General features: G+C 68.9%; 21 protein-coding genes. 9 read left to right on the top strand and 12 right to left on the bottom strand.

The features are described from left to right. Positions 1–10 precede the first annotated feature (10 nt). Positions 11–133: a hypothetical protein gene (locus tag KZC51_RS17610; RefSeq protein WP_281731711.1), complete on the top strand. Its 123-nt coding sequence runs from the start codon at positions 11–13 to the stop codon at positions 131–133. Between the two features lie 98 nt (positions 134–231). Here KZC51_RS17610 and KZC51_RS04195 read toward each other — a convergent pair whose 3' ends face one another. The 7 genes from KZC51_RS04195 to KZC51_RS04165 form a co-directional block, all read right to left on the bottom strand. Then, a complete protein-coding gene (locus KZC51_RS04195) occupies positions 232–822 on the bottom strand; it encodes a hypothetical protein (RefSeq protein ID WP_247628759.1) in 591 nt (196 codons plus the stop codon). Between the two features lie 81 nt (positions 823–903). After that, on the bottom strand, positions 904–2,565 hold the full coding sequence (locus KZC51_RS04190; protein ID WP_247628758.1) for an amylo-alpha-1,6-glucosidase: 1,662 nt from the start codon (positions 2,563–2,565) through the stop codon (positions 904–906). Position 2,566: 1 nt separating this feature from the next. Continuing rightward, entirely contained in the window at positions 2,567–3,514 is a 948-nt protein-coding gene (locus tag KZC51_RS04185) for a carbohydrate ABC transporter permease (RefSeq protein WP_247628757.1), read from the bottom strand. Continuing rightward, complete coding sequence (locus KZC51_RS04180; RefSeq protein ID WP_247628756.1) at positions 3,511–4,473, bottom strand: carbohydrate ABC transporter permease; 963 nt, start codon at positions 4,471–4,473, stop codon at positions 3,511–3,513. Before KZC51_RS04180 ends, KZC51_RS04185 begins: the two co-directional genes overlap by 4 nt. Before the next feature lie 2 nt (positions 4,474–4,475). Further along, positions 4,476–5,786 (bottom strand): ABC transporter substrate-binding protein, encoded by a 1,311-nt coding sequence (locus KZC51_RS04175; protein WP_247628755.1) that lies wholly within the window; start codon positions 5,784–5,786, stop codon positions 4,476–4,478. Positions 5,787–6,033: 247 nt separating this feature from the next. Continuing rightward, positions 6,034–7,245 carry a hypothetical protein gene (locus KZC51_RS04170; protein WP_247628754.1) on the bottom strand — a complete coding sequence of 404 codons (1,212 nt, stop codon included), beginning with the start codon at positions 7,243–7,245 and terminating at the stop codon, positions 6,034–6,036. Positions 7,246–7,310: 65 nt separating this feature from the next. After that, positions 7,311–8,528, bottom strand: a complete 1,218-nt coding sequence (locus KZC51_RS04165; RefSeq protein ID WP_247628753.1) for an ABC transporter — start codon at positions 8,526–8,528, stop codon at positions 7,311–7,313. A 186-nt stretch (positions 8,529–8,714) separates the two neighbouring features. Here KZC51_RS04165 and KZC51_RS04160 point away from each other — a divergent pair, with 186 nt between their 5' ends. The 6 genes from KZC51_RS04160 to KZC51_RS04135 all read left to right on the top strand — a co-directional run bounded on the left by KZC51_RS04160 (position 8,715) and on the right by KZC51_RS04135 (position 12,425). Continuing rightward, on the top strand, positions 8,715–9,794 hold the full coding sequence (locus KZC51_RS04160; RefSeq protein ID WP_247628752.1) for a M4 family metallopeptidase: 1,080 nt from the start codon (positions 8,715–8,717) through the stop codon (positions 9,792–9,794). Next, complete coding sequence (locus KZC51_RS04155; protein ID WP_247628751.1) at positions 9,757–10,083, top strand: protealysin inhibitor emfourin; 327 nt, start codon at positions 9,757–9,759, stop codon at positions 10,081–10,083. Before KZC51_RS04160 ends, KZC51_RS04155 begins: the two co-directional genes overlap by 38 nt. A 126-nt stretch (positions 10,084–10,209) precedes the next feature. Next, positions 10,210–10,440: a hypothetical protein gene (locus KZC51_RS04150; protein ID WP_247628750.1), complete on the top strand. Its 231-nt coding sequence runs from the start codon at positions 10,210–10,212 to the stop codon at positions 10,438–10,440. A 60-nt stretch (positions 10,441–10,500) separates the two neighbouring features. Next, on the top strand, positions 10,501–11,223 hold the full coding sequence (locus KZC51_RS04145) for a ribonuclease H family protein (RefSeq protein WP_247628749.1): 723 nt from the start codon (positions 10,501–10,503) through the stop codon (positions 11,221–11,223). A gap of 20 nt (positions 11,224–11,243) precedes the next feature. After that, on the top strand, positions 11,244–11,633 hold the full coding sequence (locus KZC51_RS04140) for a DoxX family protein (RefSeq protein ID WP_247628748.1): 390 nt from the start codon (positions 11,244–11,246) through the stop codon (positions 11,631–11,633). Positions 11,634–11,708: 75 nt separating this feature from the next. Then, a complete protein-coding gene (locus KZC51_RS04135) occupies positions 11,709–12,425 on the top strand; it encodes a Pr6Pr family membrane protein (protein ID WP_247628747.1) in 717 nt (238 codons plus the stop codon). Here the strand turns inward: KZC51_RS04135 and KZC51_RS04130 are convergent. The 3 genes from KZC51_RS04130 to KZC51_RS04120 form a co-directional block, all read right to left on the bottom strand. Further along, positions 12,422–13,780 carry a flavin monoamine oxidase family protein gene (locus KZC51_RS04130; RefSeq protein ID WP_247628746.1) on the bottom strand — a complete coding sequence of 453 codons (1,359 nt, stop codon included), beginning with the start codon at positions 13,778–13,780 and terminating at the stop codon, positions 12,422–12,424. The two genes, KZC51_RS04135 and KZC51_RS04130, sit on opposite strands and share 4 nt — an antisense overlap. Positions 13,781–13,908: 128 nt before the next feature. Beyond that, the gene (locus tag KZC51_RS04125) at positions 13,909–14,886 is read right to left on the bottom strand and encodes an SRPBCC family protein (protein ID WP_247628745.1); all 978 of its coding nucleotides are present in this window, start codon (positions 14,884–14,886) and stop codon (positions 13,909–13,911) included. A gap of 1 nt (position 14,887) precedes the next feature. Next, complete coding sequence (locus tag KZC51_RS04120) at positions 14,888–15,298, bottom strand: ArsR/SmtB family transcription factor (protein WP_247628744.1); 411 nt, start codon at positions 15,296–15,298, stop codon at positions 14,888–14,890. Between the two features lie 293 nt (positions 15,299–15,591). Here KZC51_RS04120 and KZC51_RS04115 point away from each other — a divergent pair, with 293 nt between their 5' ends. Further along, positions 15,592–16,344: an SDR family NAD(P)-dependent oxidoreductase gene (locus KZC51_RS04115; RefSeq protein WP_247628743.1), complete on the top strand. Its 753-nt coding sequence runs from the start codon at positions 15,592–15,594 to the stop codon at positions 16,342–16,344. A gap of 149 nt (positions 16,345–16,493) precedes the next feature. Further along, positions 16,494–17,006: a MarR family winged helix-turn-helix transcriptional regulator gene (locus KZC51_RS04110; protein WP_247630584.1), complete on the top strand. Its 513-nt coding sequence runs from the start codon at positions 16,494–16,496 to the stop codon at positions 17,004–17,006. Positions 17,007–17,036: 30 nt separating this feature from the next. On the opposite strand, the gene KZC51_RS04105 is transcribed toward KZC51_RS04110, so the two are convergent. Next, on the bottom strand, positions 17,037–17,366 hold the full coding sequence (locus KZC51_RS04105; protein ID WP_247628742.1) for a DUF7882 family protein: 330 nt from the start codon (positions 17,364–17,366) through the stop codon (positions 17,037–17,039). A gap of 123 nt (positions 17,367–17,489) precedes the next feature. Next, positions 17,490–17,936, bottom strand: a complete 447-nt coding sequence (locus KZC51_RS04100; protein WP_247628741.1) for a MarR family winged helix-turn-helix transcriptional regulator — start codon at positions 17,934–17,936, stop codon at positions 17,490–17,492. Positions 17,937–18,024: the final 88 nt, after the last annotated feature.

Genomic DNA, 18,024 nt, shown 5'->3' with positions numbered 1-18,024 from the left:
GCAGTTCTGGTTGAGACCGGCAGTCTGGATCGCCGTGGTGCAGACCGCCGCCGGCATCGAGGAGGAGTCGTATCTGAGCTGGCGTCCGGTGGGCGGTGGCGACGTTGCATCGGATGCGCAGGTGACCTCGTGATTGATGAGACCTTGAGCCGCGGTGGCGCTCTGTGAGGGCACTGCCGCGCAGAAGGTGGTGCGCCACCGTCGCACACGACGTCGACGTGACTTTCGAAGTCAGGCGGCAACGTAGGGCTTGGCGAAGTCCTCGGCATTGCGCCGTTTGATCTGCACGTAACCTCGGTCGGCGAGTTCGATCAACGGCCACGTGCGCGGCTCGGCTCCCGAGCGCTGCTCGATCGTGATGAAGGCGCGCCGGTCGGCGTCGGCGCGATAGATGTGCACGCGCAGTTCGCCCTTCTTGGCGACGGGAATCGGAAGGTACTGGGCGGGATCGCCCGTGGACAGGCGGCGGTACAGCTCATCACCGATAGCCCCGTCGCCTGCAACGACCAACTCGATGCCGCGGAGCTTCGTACCGGTGGAGGTTCGCACCCACCGCGTCGAGTTGGACAGTGCGAGCCACGCGAACAGGAACGCCGCGAACGCGCTCAAGCCCACGGAGGCGGGAGCGACGATGCCAGCCAATGCCGTCGTCGATCGTCCGCGCCACGAGACGCTTTCGGTCTGAGCCAACTCGCCGTAGTGGGTGATCGCCAGAACAAACCCCAGGAGCGCGAGCAACGCCAGCGCGACGAAGACCCCGGTGAGTGCGGTCGAGCGCCGAAGCGTGAAGTCGGGGTGTTGGGCGAGGGTGGCGTCTTTCATTCTTCCTCCATCGCCACATTCTCGTCGACGCGTCCTACCAACGCACAGACGGGCGATCACGACGGCGCGACCGGAACCCCGTCAGGCGCTCAGTGTGACGGCCAGGTCGATGAACAGCGCGGCCGACCAGCCGAAGGCGGTCGTCGCGGTGCGGGCCTTCCGGCCGGTGTGCGGGTTGTAGTACTCGTGCGGGCCGCCGGCGTGGATCACGAGCGCCACGGTCTGCTCGCGCAGCGCGCGGGCGCGCTCGGGGTACCCCGAGGCCTCGAGCCCTTCGGCGACGAGCATGCTCGTGTTGACCCAGATCGGTCCCCGCCACATCCGCTCGTCAGAGAAGTCGGGGTCGGACGCCGCGACGGTCGGCAGCCCCCATGGCAGCGCGTATCGCTGCGGGTCATCGACGGCCGCGCACAGGGCGTCCGCGATCGCCTCGGGCAGAGCGCCGGTGAGCAGCGGCATGAGCCCCACGACGGTGTCGCTCCGCTGCGGCTCGCCGCCGCCGTGCGCGAGGAAGCGGCCGCGATCGGCATCCCACATCCCGAGCAGCAGCTCCTGCGTCGCCGCCGCACGCTCCTCGAAACGCGAGACGTCGACCGCGGGCTCGTAGCGACGCAGGAGGTCGGCGATCTCACGGTCCTGTCGCACCAGGTACGCACCCAGATCCGGTGCCGAGGTCGGCAGCGGACCGTCGAAGATCGGGCTATCGTCCAGGCCGGAGGAGTACGGATGCCCGTACTCCGGCATCCCGTCGTGATCGAGGTCGCTGCCCGCGAACCACCAGTCCTGCGAACGGATGACGCGGGCGAGCTGGGTGCGCGCGTAGTCGGGGTCGTCCTGCACCGCGAGCACCTTGCGCAGCGCCCAGGCCGCGAGCGGGGGTTTGGTCAGCGGCACCGGCGCGCTCGGATCGGCGATCTGCGACCCGGCCCTGCGCAAGTTCGCACGGTCACCCTCGGGCAGGTCGTCGCTCGTCGCCAGCACCCCGAGCTCGTGCACGACATCGGGCAGTTGCCCGTCGGGCTGAGGGAACCGGAACGCGATGTCGAGCTGCTCGCGTGCCAGCTCCGGGTCACCGTGGCGCAGGCCGACCGCGATGAAGTACGCATCCCATTGCCACAGCCCCACGTAGCCGATCTTCGACGGCACGATCGCTCTGGCATCGCCCAGCGACGGCAGCTCGACGATGTTCGCGCCGAGCACCCACCAGCAGAACGCGGCCATCTCCTGCAGGTCGTCGCGCACGATCGGGCACTTCGCGAACCAGTCCGTCCAGATGCGCGCGGTCGCCGATAGGTCTGCTTCGTGGTCGCCCTGCTCGACGGTCACGGTGCGATCACCGGCCACACGCAGCCGGATGCCGTCGCCCAGCGCATGCTCCTCGCTCCGCCCGTCCGGATGCCGAAGCCGCAGGTGCAACGCCCCCTGGGTCCCTGACCTTGTCGAAGGGCCGATGCTCAGCGTCGAGGGGTCCGCGAACGTGAGCGTCGCGCGATCGCCGAACGTCACCCGCCCCGGCAGCACCGCAGAGACCGGAAGCACGACGCCGGCGGCATCCACCACCGTCAGTTCGTCGAGCACGCGGCAGTCCGAGAGCCGGCGCTCATACTCCGAGGTGTGCACGCGCACGCCGTCACCGTCGTCAGCGCGGAACACGAGCACGCGCGACCGCGGCAGCGTGAACGGGGCGGTGACCAGGTCGAGGTGTCGTCCGGCGAGGGCGGCCAGCCCGGCGGCATCCGTCATGTCAACGTCCTCCCAGGCCAGATGCGGCCATGCTGTTCAGGATCTTGCGCTGACCGATCACGAACACGATCAGCATCGGCACGGTCGCGATCGCGGAGGCCGCCATCACGAGCCCGTAGTTGATGGATCCGAACTGCCCCTGGAACGAGGTCAGCAGCAGCGGCACCGTGAACAGGTCGGGGGTGTTCAGCAGCACCAGCGGGAACAGGAAGGCGTTCCAGACGCCGAGCGCCGTGATGATGCTGAGCGCCGCGAGTCCCGGTTTGAGGTTGGGCAGCACGATGCTCCAGAAGATGCGCCAGCGTCCGGCGCCGTCGACCAGCGCGGCCTCCTCCAGCTCGCGCGGCAGCGCCAGCACGAACTGACGCATCAGGAACACCGCGAACGGGTTCGCGATCATGCCGGGCACGATCAGCGCGAGGTGCGAGTCGACCCAGCCCAGCTGCGACATGAGCAGATAGAAGGGGATGAGCGTGACCTGCGCAGGGATCATCTGGGTCGCGAGGAACACGATGAACAGCACCTTGCTACCCCGGAACCGGATGCGCGCGAACGCGTAACCCGCCATCGACGCGGTGATGAGCGTGCCGACCACGACCAGCACGGCGATGTACGCACTGTTCAGATACGCCTGGGCGAACGGCACCGCGTTCCATGCGTCGACGTAGTTGTCGATCGTCCACGGGTTCGGCAGGAACTCCAGCGGGTTCTTGAGCAGCTGCGGGAGCGTCTTGAACGAGGTCAGCAGCATCCAGATGAAGGGGAACACCATCGAGATGCCGCCGACGATGAGCAGCACGTGCAGGACGGTGGAGCCGAGTCGGCGGCGCGCGCGTCCGGCACCGGGACCTCCCCTGCCGCGCTGGCGATAGCCGGGGGCGGTGAGGGCCGCGGTCGAGTCGGTCGCGGGGGCGGTGGGGCCCCCGAGCGGAGTGGTCCGGAGAGTCATGCCGGGTCATCCTCGTAGTGGACGAACTTCTTCTGAGCGCCGAACTGGATCGCCGTGATGACGAGGGTGAGCGCGAGCAGGATGATGCTGGCCGCACTCGAGAGCCCGAACTCGAAGCGCCCGAAGCCCAGATCGAAGATGTGATAGACGATCGTGCGCGTCGCATTGTCGGGTCCACCGCCGGAGACGAGCACGTAGACCGTGTCGAAGGTCTGCAGCGACGAGATGAAGGCGATCACCGAGGAGAAGAACACGATCGGCGACAGCAGTGGCAGGCGGATGCTGGTGAACAGCCGCACCGCTCCCGCGCCGTCGATGCGTGCGGCCTCGATCACCGAGGGCGAGATGTTCTGCAGACCCGCGAGGAAGATCACGACGTTCAAGCCCATGGACGACCAGATCGTCACGATGCAGACCGCCAGGAGCGCGAGCTTGGGGTCCTGCAGCCAGTCCGGCGGAGTGATGCCGAACACTGTCGAGATCGTGGTGGAGAGCAGACCGTCGGCGCGGAACATCTGCTGCCAGATCATCGCCACCGCGACGGTCGAGGTGACCACCGGGGCGAAGAACAGGATCAGGTAGAGCGTGCGGGTCTTCAGCTTCTCGAGCGCGACGGCGACGATGACCGAGAGCGTGAGGCCGATCGGCACGGTGATGACGGCGATCAGCAGGGTGTTGATGATCGAGCGGCCGAGCAGCGGATCCTGCAGCTGGTCGGCGAAGTTCGCCAGGCCCACCCAGGTGAGCTCCCCCAGGCCGTCCCACTCCGCGAAGGCCAGCACCAGGCTGGCGGCGAACGGCAGCACGACGAACAGCGCCATACCCAGCAGCTGCGGGGCGACGAAGACGTAGCCCCAGGCCCGGTCCCTGCGGCGCCATGCGGCCTCCTTGCGCAGGGGCGGGGCGGATGCCGCAGGGGTCGCCTGCGGCATCCGTCCGTTCTCGGTGAGCGTGGTCACGCCTACTTCTCCGACCGTTCCTTGATCACGTCGGCGATCGTGTCGAGCGTCGCCTGCGCGTCGGTCTTGCCCTCGTAGAGCTTCTGGAATTCCTCCGAGATGGCGACAGGGAGGCCCGGCACCCGCGCCTCGGCGGGGTAGTTGGTGAAGCCGATGTCGCGCATGTCGAGGAAGGTCTGCGCATGCGCCGGGTAGCCGCCCTCGAGCACGACGTCATCCGCGCCCTTGATCGAGGGGACCGCGTTGCCGCCGCCTTCGAGGCGGAACGTCTGCCCCTCGGCCGAGAGGAACTCGGTCCAGAAGGTGAACGCCGCGTCCTCGACCTTGGTCTTGCCGTTGATGGCGAGGAAGGAAGTGGCGACACCGGTCGGTGCGGGCTCGCCGTCGGGCGTCGGCCAGCGCACGATGTCGTAGCTGTCCTCCTCGCCTGTGGCCTTGACCGTGCCGATCGTGTAGCGGCCCTGCACGAAGAAGCCCGCCTTGTGGGTGACGAAGATGCTGTCCGCACCCGCGCCGTCCGGCAGCGTGTCGGCGACCACGAAGGTGCCGTCCTGGAACAGGTCGCCGAGCTCCTGCACCGACGCGACGGTGTCGGCATCCGCGTTCGCGGTGAAGGCATCGGACTCGTCGTACGGCGCGGGCAGGCCCTGAGAGGAGAGCCAGCTCCAGTGCGTGGCCCAGTAGTTCCAGTACATCGTGCCGGTGAGCCCGGCATCGTGCAGCTGCGCGTTCATCTCGAGGAACTTGTCGGTGGTCCACTCCCCGTTCTCGGCGAGAGTGGCGGGGTCCTCGGTGATGCCGGCCGCGGCGAGCGCCTGCTTGTCGTACCAGAACACGTCGGGGTTGGAGTCGTTGGGGGCAGCGTAGACCTCGCCGTCCTCCTCCGCGGCTCCGAACAGGCCGGGGAAGAAGTCATCCTTCTTCGTCTGGCTCGCGTCGGACTCCATCAGGTCGCTGAGCGGCATCAAGCGGTTCGAGTCGACGAACTGGCCGATCATGTCGTCGCCGACGTAGAACACGTCGGGGGCGGTGTTGCTGGTGAGCTGGGCCAGCAGCTTGGAGTGGTAGTCGCCGTAGCTGGCGACGGGCTGCAGCTTGACCTTGATGTCGGGATGCCGCTTCATGAAGTCCTTGTTGAACTCCTCGTAGCGGGTCAGCTCGTCGGCCGTGCCCCACGTGGACCAGATGACCGTCGCGTTGCCGTCGGCGTCGACGCCGCCTCCGCCGCCACCGCCGCTGCATGCGGCGAGCCCCAGTGTCAGAGCGCCGGCGGCACCCAGTGCCAGATACCGCGTCACGTTCGCACGTGCCATCTCGCTACCTCTTTCATCATTGGAAGATCGTCGGGAATGCCCCTCAGGGCTACTTCGTATTCTGTATACAGAACGCAGAAGTGTCAAGATCCGCCCGCTACGGTCCCTGCACCGACACCATTCCGTGACGTCAGCGGCCAGGGCTGCCGAGTGAACGACAAACGGCCGAGTGCACGGCTTCCTCGCGAGAAGAAGCCGTGCACTCGGCAGCATCCGGTGCACTCGGCACCAGCGACGGGACGCGGGGTCAGTGGCCGGCGGCGCCCACCACCACGAACTCGTTCGGCACCACGTCCAGCGTCGCCTCGGCAGACACCTCGCCGCTGTGCAGATCGATCGCCAGGATGCGGTTCGCCGCAGGCTCCGTGACGTAGGCGATGTCGCCGACCACGCGCAGGCCGGGGTGCGGCTGCTGCCACTGAGTGGGGCTCTGCCACGGGTCGATCACGGTCCAGGACTCCTGCACGGCACCGGTCTCGTCGAGCACGTTCAGGCTGCCGTCCGCACCGAGCACGATGATGTCGTCGTGGCCGCTGCGGCCGACGCCGCGCCAGGTGTACTCGACACCCTCGGGCAGGTCGACGACCGAGAGCGTCTGCGCGTCGGTGTCGACCAGCGCGAGCTGCGAGAGCAGGTAGCCCTCGGCATCAGGGTCGGCGTTGTAGTCGGCCGCTGCGATCGCGCTGGTGTCGGTGACGTAGGCATTGCCCGTGCGGCCGTACTCATCCGGCGCCTGGAGCTTGGTGAAGGCGCCGTCGTCGAAGAGCAGCACGCCGTCCTGGCAGCCGAACATCACGACCTCGCCCTTGACCACGCCCTCTCCATGCACGCTGGGGCACTGTTCATTGCGGGTAACCTCGGTGCCGTCCGCCGCGAGCAGACGCACACCGCTGCGCGACTCCTCCGTGCCGATCGTCGAGAGGGTGGTGCCGTCCGACAGCTCGATCGCGACGCCATGGTGCGCCGCCTCCGAAGTGATCGTGTCGAACTCGGGCACCGTGCCGGTGCCGATCGCGTCGGTGTCGAACACCCGCACGTCTCCGGTGCCATCGTCGAACAGGGCCGTGCGGCCGGCGTGCGGGGTCACGTGACCGGGGGCGACGGCGTCGAACACCTCTCCGGTGAACCCCACGGCGCCGGAGGCGAGGCCGGTGTCGAGCAGGTGGAAGCCGTCATCCGCGGTGACGAAGACGTGGCCGTCGTGGTCACCGGCGCTGTTGACGCGCAGGAAGCCGTCGAGCTCGACCTGGTCGACCGTGTCGAGGGTCTCGCCGTCGAGCACCAGGATGCCGCCGTCATAGGTCACGGCGATGCGGGTGTCGCCCTCGTGGGCGTGGTCGGAGGTGGCGGGCTCGGTGCTGTCGGCGGCGGGCGCGGACGTCGCGCATCCGGCGAGCGTCACGGCGGCGAGCGCGCCGAGCGCACCGATCGCGAGGCGGCTGCGGGCAGGTCGGGACATGGGTTTCTCTCTCTTTCTCAGGGGTGCGCGGGTGCGCGCGACGGACGACGCCGTCGAAGGTCGGATCAGCCGACGAGCTCGACGAACCAGGGGTCGAGGTCGGTGAAGGTCCTGGCCACGCGGAGGTCGTCGCGGTGGTCGAGTTCGTGCACGACTCCGGCGACCGGATCGGAGACGTAGGCGTACTGCCCGTCGATGATCAGCTGCACACGGTCGCGGGATGCCGCATCGCCGAGGGATGCCGCGACCAGGGGCTCGGTACGGGCGAGGACGGCACCGTCGGAGGCGAGCACGCGGATGCGGCCCTCGGCGTCGATCGCGACCGTGCGACCGTCGTCGTCACCGACCGCGGCGGCGCGCACGAGCGGAACCTCGGAGACGAGCGGCGTCCAGGTGCGCTGCCGCACGTCGAGCAGCCACGCGCCGTCCGCGGCGACTCCGGCGAGGTCCGGACGATCGGTGCGTCCGGACAGCTGCGTGGCGGGTGCGGCTCCTGCCGGGTACGGGATGCTCTCACCGACGACCACCCCGCCGACCGCGCGGGTGAACAGCACGGCCCCCTCGGCGCACGAGAACACGGCCCCGACGCGGGTGATGTCGACATCCGTGGGGGCGGTGCACGGGATGGCGTCACCTGGCACAGCGGTGCCGTCGTCATCGGCGACCTGGATCCCGCCACCGGTCGGTACGAGCAGGCGCCCCGCGAAGGGGACGACAGGACCGGTCGCCGCGGCACCGATTCGGGGCGCGGCGTCGAGGCCGTCGACGAGGTCGTCGTGGGCGAGGGTGACGACCTCGTCGTCGAAGTGGAGCGCGGCGCGTTGTGCTCCCGCCGCGACGCGGGGGATGCCGCCGCCGTCGAGCGTGCCGAGCAGGCGCGGTTCGCCGCGGAAGGAGTGCGAGTGGTCGCCGTGGGGCACGGTCCAGCGCGCGGTGTCGATGACGTCGACGGAGGTGCGGTCGCCGGCGCCGTGGGCGAGGTACAGCAGGCGTCCGTCGCTCTGGATGCTCACGAGGTCCCCGCGGGCGTCGGCGAGAGTCGCGCGCTCCTCGGTCTCGAGATCGAGCAGGATGGCCGCGCCGTCGTCGCCGGAGATGACCAGGGCGCGAGCGGGGGCGGCGACTTCGGCCGCGCCTGCGCCGTCGATCCTATGGGCATCTGCGGTCGGGGCGTCCGGGGTCTCGGCGGCCGGGCGGGAAGTGCCGCAGGCGGTGAGGGTGAGCAGCACGACGAGAAGTGCGGCGGATCGGGCGGGGGCGCGGCGGGGGCGGTGGGCGTCCATAGGACTCTCACCTTATTGATAACGATTCTCAATCTCAAGTTAAGAGCGGGACCTTTCGGGAGGAGTTCTCCGCCTCGGGAGGACGAACACGGGCCGAACCTCCGCCCGAGCGGCAGATCTTCTCCGCGCGCCCGGCGCTGACTGCGGACACTCCCCAACGTCGGCACCCCGGCGTAGGGTCGGTTCATGAGCAGCACATCCTTCGCACGTCACGGCGTCGTCCCCTCCTATCTGCTCGCGCGCCTGGCCGAGTCGGGCCGCTTCCCCAAGGCCGCGGCCGCCGCACGGCAGACGCTGACCGCGGGGCGTCCGCCGTTCCGGGCGCGCATCGACCTGTCGATCGACGAGAACGGCGACCTCGTCGCGCAGCTGTCGGACGCACCGAACCGCACGATCAGCGACGCGGGAAACACGCAGACCCTGCCGGGAATCGTGGTGCGCACGGAAGACGACGCCCCCGTGTCAGACACCGCGGCGAACCAGGCGTTCGACGGCCTCGGCGCCACCTTCGAACTGCTGCTCTCGGCATTCGGCCGCAACTCGCTCGACGACGCGGGTGCCCCGCTGGATGCGACCGTGCACTACGGCGTCGACTACGACAACGCGTTCTGGGATGGCGAGCGCATGGTCTTCGGTGACGGAGACGGCGAGGTGTTCCAGCACTTCACCGCCTCGACCACGGTCATCGGCCACGAGCTCGCCCACGGCGTCGTGCAGCACACCGCGAACCTCGAGTACCAGGGGCAGCCCGGCGCGCTGAACGAGTCGATCGCCGATGTGTTCGGCGCCCTCACCGAGCAGTACCTCCTCGGGCAGACGGCAGCCCAGGCGACCTGGCTCATCGGGGCCGAGATCTTCACGGATGCCGTCGAAGGTGCAGCGCTGCGCTCCATGATCGCGCCCGGCACCGCCTACGACGACGACGAGCTCGGCAAGGATCCGCAACCCGATCACATGAGCGGATTCGTACGCACGACGGAAGACAACGGCGGAGTGCACATCAACTCCGGCATCCCGAATCGCGCGTTCGCCCTGTTCGCGACCGACCTCGGCGGCAACGCGTGGGAGCGCGCGGGCACCACCTGGTATCGGGCACTGACCGGGGGCCTGTCGAGCACGGCGACGTTCGTGGAGTTCGCGGATGCCACCGTCGCCGCAGCCGGCGCGGTCGACGAAGCCACGGAAGCCGCGGCTCGACGCGCGTGGACCACCGTGGGAGTCTATGAACATGAGCGAGTCCCCGGTTCCGATCGACGAGTCGACTGACTCCGACGTCGTCATCGCGGTGGTGCGCTCCGGCGGCATCGCCGGGATCAGCCGTCGCTGGCGGATCGAAGCGGCACCCGCCGATGCGCCTGAGTGGATCGCCCTGATCGACAGCTGTCCGTGGGATGCGCATACGGATGCCGCCACCGGCGCCGACCGCTTCGTCTGGAGCATTCGCGCGCGCACACCCGCCGAGCACCACGAGCGCGAACTCCCCGACTCGGAGCTCGCCGGGCCCTGGTTGGATCTGGTGAAGGCCGTGCGAGACGCGTCCCGCAACACCGATTGAAGCCCGGGCGGGAACGCGGCCAGGTGGTGGGCTACTTCACCTTCCGGCGGGTGGGCGGAAGCCGCGTCCGGTCAATCCGGTGTGAATCCGCTCGCACGCGCCACGACCGGGGTCACAATGGGAGACATGGGATTGTTCCAGCAGCGCCCCGAGGAAGAAGAGAACCAGTGGGCCGGGCTTCCGTCCGAGCCCCTCGAACGCGAAGGCGCCGACGTGCTCGACGCGGCCCCGTCCGTCGATCCGATGGCGCTCGGACTGGGTGCCTCGGTGAGCTCCATCGTGTTCCCGGTCACCCCGCCCGCACCCGCGGCCGTCTCGATCGAGAGCCGCGAGCCGGAGGATGACCCCGAGTCCTGACCCCTTCCTCCCCCACCTCCGCCGTCGGGTCATGTCGTCGCCCGCGGCTACGGTGGAGGGATGACGATCACCGCCGCCGCAGACGGCTCCGCACTGGGCAACCCCGGCCCCAACGGCTGGGCCTGGTACATCGACGACGACAACTGGGGCGCGGGCGGATCGCCGCACGGCACCAACAACCAGGGCGAGCTCCAGGCGGTGCTCGAGCTGCTGAAGGCGACGGCCGGGTCCGATGAGAAGCTGCACATCTGGTGCGACAGCCGCTACGTGATCGACTCCGTGACCAAGTGGATGCCGGGGTGGAAGCGTCGCGGTTGGCGCAAATCCGACGGCGGCCCCGTACTCAACCGCGACCTGCTCGAGGGCATCGACGAAGCGATGCGCGGACGGAACGTCGAGTTCTCGTGGGTCAAGGGCCACGCGGGCGACGATCTGAACGAGGCAGCCGACGAGCGCGCCAACGCCGCAGCCAAGGCCTACCAGCAGAAGCAGGAGCCACAGCGCGGACCCGGATTCACCCGGGGCGCTGGCGCGACCACGTCCGCCCCGGCACGGGAGAGCGCGAAGGCGCCGGAGCCCCCCGCGCCGGCCGCGTCCGCCCCTCCGGCATCCGCCGCTCCGTTGTGGGCCGAGGCGTCCGATCTGCTCGACGGGCTCGACGCCCCCACCGCCGATCCGATCACGCTGCAGCTCTCGCTCACGGGCGAGGAGCATGCGCGTCTGCGCGACCGTGCCGAGGCGCAGGGCGTGTCCCTCGAGCAAGCCCTGCGCCGCCTGATCTGACCCGCGCGTACACTCGCACCATGTCTTCCGTCGCTCGCACGATCGGCCGCGTCTTCCTGGGGTCCTCCCTCGTCTTCGCCGGCGTCTCGCACCTCACCTTCGCCAGAGACGAGTTCCAGGCTCAGGTGCCGGAATCGCTGCCGCTCGATCCGGATGTCACGGTCGTGGCATCCGGAGCCGTCGAGATCGCCCTGGGCTCGGCGTTGCTGCTCGCCCGCCGTCGCCGACGGGGCGCGGGCGTCGTCGCGGCGCTGTTCTTCCTGGCGGTGTTCCCCGGCAACATCGCCCAGTGGATGCACCACCGCGACGGTTTCGGACTCGACACCGACATGAAGCGCTTCGTACGGCTGTTCTTCCAGCCCGTGCTGATCGGCCTCGCACTCTGGTCGACGCGCAGCTCCCGCCGGTGACGCCCGGAGCATGACAGAGCCACCCCTCCCGCATCCGTAGACTCGATTGATGGAATGGGCGGAGGCGACGCAGCGGTGACGGCGCGCACCGTCTTCGGCTTGCTGCGGCTGAGTGCGGCCGCCCTGTGTCTCATCGCTCTGATCCATCGACTCGCCTGGGGTCTGGCCTCGTACACGATCGCCAGCCAGAACTTCTTCGCGTACCTCACCAACCAGTCGAACATCGCGTTCATGGTGCTGCTGGCCATCGCCGGGGTCATCGCCCTGCAGCGCGACCGCGATCCGCGCTGGCTCACGGTCGCACTCGCGCTGGTGCTGACCTGGACCATCACCGCCGGACTCGTGTTCGCGCTGCTGGTGTGGCAAGCGGACGTCCGCGGCATCCGCATCGACGTGCCGTGGTCCGACCAGGTGCTCCACTTCTGGCTGCCGGCGTGCACCGCGATCGCCTGGGTGCTCGCGCCGGGGCACCGCTCCGTGCCGTGGCGCGTGATCCCGGCGACTCTCGTGTATCCCCTGGTATGGGGCTTGTTCACGATGATCCGGGGGCCGCTGATCGGCTGGTATCCGTACTACTTCCTCGATCCGCGACAGGTGAGTGGACCAGCCGAGTTCCTCGCCTCATCCGGCATCGCGCTCGCGACCTTCGCCGTGGTCGCGACGGTGCTCGTGCTCATCAGCCGGATGCCGGTGCTGAAACTGCTGCGGCGCGACGAGCCCGCGTCGATGCCGGATGGAGATCTCCCCACTGAACAGGAGCGAGTCCTGGCCGACGCGACCGCGCGACGCTAGGCGTAGACCGTGAGCGAGGCCAGCGCGGCCTCGAGCGCGGCATCGTCGTCGAGGGCGGCGAAGTCTTCGGCCGCCTGCCCTCCGACGATCCCGACAAGCACGTTCTCCCCCGTCGCCGGACGCAGATTCACCCAGGTGCGGATCAGCGCGTCACCGCCGACCGTGTGCCAGAGCGCGGCATCCGACTCTCCGAACGGCTCATCGAAGCGCAGCCAGATCGTCTCGATCGCGCCCATCCCGAGCGCCGTGATCGCCCCGCGGTTGGCGAAGGGGAGCGGAGGCTCGAACTCGATGCCCTGCTGCTGCAGCACGCCCAACGGCACCGTCACGACCACCCGGTCGAACGACGACGCCTCCCCCGTGCCGAGGCGCACGCTCACGCCGCTGTCGTCATAGGCGAGGCCGGCGACCGGCGAGGAGAGCCCCACGCGCAGACCGTCGAGAGCCTGCTCGATGAACGGGGCGAGGGTGTCGCGCGCCGCCATCTGATCACCCTCGACGAGCATGGGCGGGAACCAGCTCGACAGCTGATCCGCATCCGCACCGGCATGCGTGGCGAGGAAGGCGAGCAGTGCCGCGGTCGCAGGATCGGCGGGATCGCCGCCCGCCTCGGTCAGCGCATCCGCGACGGTGGAGTCCTCGGGCGCGGCCTGTGCGGCATCGATCGCGGCCTGCAGCGGTTCGGTGCTGACCGGGTCGACGTCTCCCTCGGGCGACACCCACTGCGCACCGGCGAGGTCGACGACGCCGATGTCGCGTTCGCGCAACCGGTCGATCAGGTCGGCGTCATCCGCCGCGAACAGCCAGGCGCCGAGCTGCACCGGCATCGGCCAGGAGTCGTCGGAGCGGGAGTACACCCGCCCGCCGACGCGGTCGCGTGCCTCGAAGACCGTTACCTCCATACCCGCGTCCACCAGGCCCGCAGCAGCGGTGGCACCGGCGAGACCGGCGCCGATCACGGCGATCCGCTCTCCGCGCTGCGCCTGCGCGCGGATCTCGTCGACCACGCGCTCACCGGAGTTGATCGCGCCGCGCATGGTGCCGGGGGCGTCGTCGTCGGTGGCCTCGCCGGCGAAGAAGAGGCGGTCGTCGACCGATGCCGCCAGTGCCGCGCGGGCTCCGGCGAGCGCGCCGACCGGGGTGAAGCTCACAGCACCGCGCGCGAAGGGATCGGTGGTCCAGGAGCTGCGCACGCTGCCGGCCGGAACCGGCACATCGCCGTTCGGCTGCGGCTCCCGCGTGCGGGTGGGCGTCGGGCTCGGTGCGGGGTTCGGCTCCGGGGTGCACGAGGCGAGCAGCACCGACATCGCGCCGGCGCCGGCTCCCAGAAGCAGAGTGCGGCGCGTGATCCTCATCGTCCCGCCACCTTATCCCGCCGGGGCCGTTCACAACTCCTCAAGAACCGACGCCGCACCAGCCGCGCACCACAGAAACCGGCCGATCCACCGCAGGATCGGCCGGTCTCTGAGGAGTCGTGAACGGGTCAGACCGCCAGCACCGTGGATTCGAGCCGCGCGTACGAGGCTTCCATGCCGTCGGCCATGCCGGTGGCGAGGATCATGTCGCGCGTCTCCTTGTCGGGGTATTCGATGAGCACCGTGATGAGGGTCGCACCGTCCTCCTCATAGAGGCTCATGTCATTGAGGGTCTCGGTCGGCTGGCCCTGCATCCGCTCGGTCGTGACCGCACGGCGGGGCTCTTCGAAGATCAGCACCTCGCCCTCGAACCCGAACGGCTCGCCCTCGGTGTCGCCGACCGGCGCCCAGGAGTTGCGATACGTCTCACCCGGCACCGTGGCGACGATGCACTCCGTCATCTCCCACCCGTCGGGTCCGAGCATCCACTTCTTGACCAGGTCGGGTTCGTTGAACGCACGCCACACCAGGTCGCGCGGGCCGTCGACGAGTCGGGTGATGCGCACGTGGGTGTCGTCGAGCAGCTCCACCGTGGTGCCCTTGCCCTGCGCGTAGTCGCGGAGGTCCTGCAGCACGGCATCGAGCTGCCCCATCGCGAGCTTCGTGCCCTCGATCGCGCCCATCTGCACGACCTGCTCCAGCGCCTCGACCGATTCGAAGTAGCTGGTGGTGACCATGCGGGTGCCCGCGGACGACGGCTCGAACGTGAAGACCATCCGCATCGAGGGCAGGTCGGGATCGGGCGTGCCCTGGTCGTCGGCGAACGCATCGAGCACCTCGAAGCTGTGTGGGGCATCGATGCGCAGGAACTCCCACGTGCCCGAGGCCTTCTCTCCGCGGGGACCGTTCATCGTGTAGTTGCCCTTGCCTCCGACCGTGTGGTCCCAAGCGGTGAATGTCGCCGGCCATCCGGGAGGACCCCAGAAGCGCTCGAGCTGGCGCGGATCGCTGTAGACGGCCCAGACACGTTCGACGGGGGCCGCCAGGTCGGCGACGACCGTCATGGTCAGGTTCTCGGCATCGGTCGTGACGTCGGTGACAGGCATGTCAGTCTCCTTCTTCGGTTCGTGCGTTGTCGGTGTTGTCGGTGGCTGCAGGGTGGGCCCCTGAGCCTGTCGAAGGGGCCGGCTCGGCCAGCAGGTCGTCGAGTCGGGCGATGCGCGACCGCCACAGCTCTTCGTAACGGGCGAGGAGCGCCCTGGCGCGGGCGATCATCTCGGGGTTCGCGCGGACCAGGCGCTCGCGTCCCTCGGCGCGCTTGACGATGAGGTTCGCGGCCTCGAGCACGGCGACGTGCTTCTGCACCGCGGCGAACGACATCTCGTATTCGGCGGCGAGGGTCGAGACGGACTGCTCCCGCTCGATCGTCCGGCGCAGGATGTCGCGCCGGGTCGACGTGGCCAGTGCGTGGAACACACGATCGACCTCCGCTTCGCTGAGTTCTCTTTGTGCAACCATTTGGTTGTACGTTATGCCTCGGTGGGCGCGGTGTCAAGAGGAGATTCGTCGGAGTGGAAGCCTGTCGATGTCGGCGGCCGTGCTCTACGGTTGCATCTACTCGCTGGGCCCGCGGCGCTCCATGTTCATGTACGTGGCCATTGCCGCTGCTTTCATCCTCTGACCGCATCCGAGGGCGTCAGGAGTTTCATTCACGCGCATCCATCGCCCTTCTCCGGGGATAGGGTGGAAGGAAGGGCGGCTCGTCCGAGAAGGTCTCCCGGCACCGTGACCGCCCGGAAACGGGTTCACACATGGCTCAGTACGATGTCTCAGGCCGCTCCGCAATCGTGACGGGAGCCGGCAGCGGAATCGGACGCTCGACCGCCCTCCTGCTCGCCGCGAACGGCGCCGCCGTGGTCGTGAACGACCTCGATGCAGACCACGCGAACGCGGTCGTCGAGGAGATCCGCGCCGCCGGCGGCACCGCCGAGGCATCCGTCGGCGACGCGACCGACGCCGCCTGGATCACCTCTTCCATCGAACTCGCGAACACTCTCGCCCCGCTGCGCATCGGCGTCAACAACGCCGGCATCGGCGGAGCATCCGCCCCGACCGCGGACTACACGGACGACGCCTGGGACAAGGTCATCGCGATCAACCTCAACGCGGTGTTCCGCAACATGAAGGCGCAGATCCCGTCGATCCTCGCGAACGGCGGCGGATCGGTCGTGAACATCGCGTCGATCCTCGGCAGCGTCGGTTTCGCGAACGCCCCGGCCTACGTCACGGCGAAACACGGCGTGGTCGGCATGACCAAGTCCGCGGCGCTGGAGTACTCCGGCCAGGGCGTGCGCGTGAACTCGGTGGGCCCCGGCTTCATCGACACCCCGCTGCTGGCGCACATGGACGCCGAGGTGAAGGACTTCCTCGTGAGCAAGCACCCGATCGGGCGCCTGGGACAGGCCGATGAGGTCGCACACCTGATCGCGTTCCTCGCCAGCGATGCCGCGAGCTTCATCACCGGCAGCTACCACCTGGTCGACGGCGGTTACACCGCCCAGTGACGCCGGGAGCTCTTGCCCCCCCCCCCCCCCCCCCGGAAATAGGGCTGTCGCACGCGCCGCCGAGTGCGACAATGGGGGCTCGCCGGGGGGCATGAGAGCACAGACCGAATCGGGGCCAGCGGCATGCGCAATCGAGATGAGCTGTGACGATGCGGGATCCGGACGAGTTCTCGCCGTCCGGATACTGGTATCCGGACGGCGGCTCCGACCAGACGATCTCCCTGCTGGATCAGCTGCGCCGATATCGCGCGGCCGAGACCGCCATGCGGGCACGGACACGCGCGACCATGCTCATGAACGAGAACGACCTGCGGGCATTGCGTTTCCTGTTGCATGAGCAGCGAGCAGGAAGGTCCGTGCGACCGATCGATCTGTCACGGGTCCTCGACATCTCCACGGCCTCGACGACCATGCTGATCGACCGTCTCGAGAGGGGCGGGCATGCGCACCGCGCACCGCACCCCAGCGACCGGAGGGCGGGCATCGTCGTTCCGACGACGCACGGCGACGACGAGGTGCGGGCGACGCTGGGGGCCATGCATCAGAGGATGCTGGCCTACGTCGACGCTCTCTCCGATCACGACCGCGCGATCATCGTGCGGTTTCTCGGCGGGATGAGCGCCGCCGTCGAATCGGACGCTTCGACCGCGCCGGCCCCCTGACCGCGAGAGCCGAGTCAGCCGCGACTTCGATCAGGCGCTCATGGCGTGGGTGAAGGAGCGTTCCCCGAGCGAGCGCGCCAACCTCTCGTCCGTCAGGTCGAGTCCACCGGACGAGCTCGCCGCCTCCATCATCGCGACCAGGAGAGGACGCCCGAGAGGCACATCGTCGACAAGGGAGAACCGCAGGGGAATCGAGGCGTGGATCCACAGCGTCTCCGACGCGGCGCCGATCGTGGGGATGGTGAGCGCGAAGGACTCGCTGCGACGAAGCTTGGTCACCACGACGGCGCGGACGTGCGCGAGCATCTCGTCGTCGATGGTGAACGACGTCGGCGCGCCGGCATAGTTCAGGTACCCCATGAGATCTCCCTCGTCGTCGTGTATCAGGGAATTTATATTACTAGTTTAACTAGCTAAATAGACAACAAGAGAAATCGCGCTCCGAGGCAGCCATGAGATGTTCGCCTCAGGGGACGCTCGGCGTCACTCCGGGATCTCGGCGATCTCCTCGCCGAGGCGGCGGAGGAACCGCGAGACCGTGTCGACCTGGTCGGGAGTGAACTCGCCGGCCAGCGCCTCCACGCGTCGAGAGAGCTCATCGACGGGGCTGTGCAGATCTCGCAGCGACGGCCGCAGCACCTTGGAACGGGCGTCATCAGGATGCCGGGCGACCACCACCTGCCCACGAGCGCGTAGCCGTCGGATCACGCTCGTGACCGCGGCCGTGCTGACGCCGAGATGCGCGGCGAGCTCACCCGGCGTGGCCGGAGCGTCGATCGGCGCGTCGGAGATGAACCGCATCGCCTCACGATCGGTGTCGTTCGGGGCCCGCATGGCCGCCAAGCGACGCGTGAGCTGCGCTTCTGCGCGGCGAAGCTCCTCGACGCGGCGCACCAGTTCGGAGGTCGATACGTGCACGCTGGTGGACATCTCGCTCCTCACTCCCACGCACATCGCAGGATCACGCCTCCTGCGCGACACCTCACGGCCCGCGCATCCGATGGGTCGATCCATGTTA

Source organism: Microbacterium croceum, assembly GCF_023091245.1.
Taxonomy (GTDB): Bacteria; Actinomycetota; Actinomycetes; order Actinomycetales; family Microbacteriaceae; genus Microbacterium; species Microbacterium croceum.
This window is presented reverse-complemented; position numbering and strand designations above follow the sequence as displayed.